This is a genomic window from Streptococcus pseudopneumoniae, assembly GCF_001072925.1.
Taxonomy (GTDB): Bacteria; Bacillota; Bacilli; order Lactobacillales; family Streptococcaceae; genus Streptococcus; species Streptococcus pseudopneumoniae_Q.
Genome location: NZ_JVHE01000129.1, coordinates 1 through 2,921, shown reverse-complemented (window position 1 = coordinate 2,921; position 2,921 = coordinate 1). Strand labels below are relative to the sequence as shown.

The 2,921-nt window shown below is 39.1% G+C and carries 2 protein-coding genes; both read right to left on the bottom strand.

What is annotated here, in order from left to right; all coding sequences use genetic code 11:
• Positions 1-117: 117 nt before the first annotated feature.
• Positions 118-2,109: an ABC transporter permease gene (locus ADH81_RS10350; protein WP_049528944.1), complete on the bottom strand. Its 1,992-nt coding sequence runs from the start codon at positions 2,107-2,109 to the stop codon at positions 118-120.
• A 1-nt stretch (position 2,110) separates the two neighbouring features.
• A complete protein-coding gene (locus ADH81_RS10345; protein WP_049528941.1) occupies positions 2,111-2,869 on the bottom strand; it encodes an ABC transporter ATP-binding protein in 759 nt (252 codons plus the stop codon).
• Positions 2,870-2,921 lie beyond the last annotated feature (52 nt).

Here is a 2,921-nt window from a genome sequence, read left to right as displayed (position 1 = left end):
TACGCTGATTTCATCAGCTTTTACAGCCCTACTCAACTGTGCGGAGGTGGGACGACGAAATCGAATTCTAACGAATTAACGATTTCTGTCCCACTCTCTTTTTTGATGTTTCTGTTTTTACATTTGAACAATTCTACGATAGCTTCTTGAAGTAATCATAAAGATTAGAACATAGACTAAAGCAAAGATACCACAAATGGAAAGAGTCACGCTTAACATCATGGCTGAATCAACAACACCAACGACCTTGAGAATCAGGCTCAACATGTGATAAGCAAAAGCCAGATGAAGAAAGGCAAAGGCCAGAGGTAGGAAGAAAACAGTCAAGACTTGTTTATTAATGGTTTGCTTGATTTGTTTTTGATCCAAGCCAACTTTTTGCAGGATGACAAAGCGTTCACGGTCTTCATAACCTTCTGAAATTTGTTTATAGTAGATAACGAGTACAGTACCTACCATAAAGATGATAGAGAGAAAAATACCGATAAAGAGGACTCCACCAAAGAGAGCGTTCATTTCGACAGTTGACTCACTCGCAATGTTTGCACCGTAAACCATACCATTCTCGTTCTTGAGATTGTGACTGAAATTATCAGAGTAGTTTTCAAAATCATCTGCAAGTTTGAGTTGTTCCTCTTTACTTGCCGTCACATCCATTCCACCGTATAACTGAGTGTAGATTGCAGAATCCTGGTATTTATCTAAAAAGTCCTGTAAATTTGAGACAACAAGGTAGTTATAATCTGAAATCAAAAGTACATACTGGTTAGAAACATGGTCTCTGAGGAAATCTTGCTGGATTTCTTGCTTGATCGTATAGTTCTGATTGTTAAGACTGAATGCTTTTTGACCTTTAAGGCCATCGTTCTTAGCGAATAGTCCCACCTCATTATTCATAAGGTTCAGCTTTTGTCCAGTCATTTTTTCATAATCCTTTTGATCAAAGACTAGGAAAACTGTCTTGGGCATAACACTATTTTGACCTTTTTCAAAGGTGGTTAATTTGGTACCATCTTGACTAGAAAGGCCGAAACTTGCATAACTGAGGACGTCCTTATTGCTGATGGTTAGCTTCTTTTCCTTGGCATACTGAGTTAAAAGTTGGTCTAAATCCTCAACTTCTACATTTTGTCCTGAAATTGACATATCGTGAGGATACAGGAGTTTTTTAATATTTTCAGAACCATTGTAGATACTGGTTGCTGCTGACATGGTGACCAAAACCATGGTGGAAAGGATGGCAATAGTCGCTAAACCAACCGCATTTTTCTTCATACGGAAAATGAGGTTAGAAACAGAGATGAGATTGTTAGGTTTGTAGTAATATTTCTTGTTTTTCTTGAGCATTTTCAAGAAAACTGTAATTCCAGCATTGAACAAGAGATAGGTTCCTAAAATAACCAGTAATACAGCTAAAAAGAAGGTAGAAATAGCTGATAGAGCATTTGTTACGCTTTGAGCTAGGTAATAGCCACTACCTAAAGAGACTAGTCCCAAGATTGTTTGAAACACTAGGAATCGCCCTTTCTTCTCACCCTTTGCCTTTTCACGAGAAAGTTGGAGAGCATCCATACGCATGATACGTAGGGCATTTAGGAAGACAAGGACTAAAAAGATAAGACCAAATACTAAAAGAATTGAAAGAACTACTGACCATTGGAAGGTTGCGGCTAGCTCTACCTTCATCTTTGAAAGTTTGAGCAGTAAAGCAAAAATCAGATTATCAAAAATGGCGCCAATTCCAATCCCAGCAGTAACTGTTACTAGACCAAATAGCAGGAGTTCTTTAAAGGTCATCCCAATCAAATGGCGCTTTTCTAAGCCTAGCATACCATATACACCCAGTTCTTTGGAACGGTTTTTCATGACAAAACTATTGGCATAAAGCACGATAATGGCAGATGCAAGTGTCACTACGATGAGACCTAGTTGTAGGGTAAATTGAATAGAAGATCCACCCCGCATTTCTACCATTTTGGGATTAAAGGTTAATGAATAAAAGAGATAGCAAATAGTGACCGCCAAAATGACAGCCAAAGCAAACGGATAATAGAGTTTGCGGTTTTTGATTAAGTTGGAGATGGCCAACTTATTTGTTAATCGAAACATACTAGTTCACCTCACTTGCCATAACAGTCAAGGTGTCAGAGATTTCTTGGAACATCTGACGATCCGTCTTTTCACCACGGTAGATTTGATTGTAGAGAATACCGTCCTTGATGAAAAGGACACGTTTTGCACGGCTGGCAGCAGCTGTTGAGTGGGTTACCATGAGAATGGTTTGACCTCGCTCGTTAATCTCATCGAAGACATCTAGCAGTGCTGCAGATGACTTAGAGTCTAGGGCTCCTGTTGGCTCGTCCGCAAGAAGAATTTCTGGTTCTGTGATGATAGCCCGTGCAACTGCAACCCGTTGTTTTTGTCCACCAGAGATTTCATAAGGGTACTTCTCCTGCAATTGATTGATGCCAAGATTTTCGGCCGTCACGACCAATTTTTTCATCATTTCTGTAATAGGCTTTCTAGACAATACCAAAGGGAGTAAGATATTGTCTTTAACAGAAAGCGTATCTAACAAATTGAAGTCTTGGAAGACAAAGCCTAACTTTTCACGACGGAAGCTTGATGCTTCAGTATTTTTAATGGTAGCTGTGTCTGTTCCGTTTAGGAAGACCTGACCACGAGTTGGTTTGTCAAGCATGGCGAGAATATTGAGTAGGGTTGATTTCCCAGAACCAGACTCACCCATAATGGCAACATAGTCGCCTTTTTCTACGGTAAAGTGAATATCTTTCAGAGCTTCTACTTGATTGCCTTGGAAACGTGTTTTATAAATCTTTTGAACGTGTTTTACATCTAATAGTGTCATGATAATCTCCTTTTTAATATCCCATTAATTGAAACTGAGCCTGCATAATAGC

Excerpts from the sequence above, each read along its gene's own strand:
- ADH81_RS10345 (WP_049528941.1), bottom strand. The coding sequence starts at position 2,869 with ATGACACTATTAGATGTAAAACACGTTCAAAAGATTTATAAAACACGT.
- ADH81_RS10350 (WP_049528944.1), bottom strand. The coding sequence starts at position 2,109 with ATGTTTCGATTAACAAATAAGTTGGCCATCTCCAACTTAATCAAAAAC.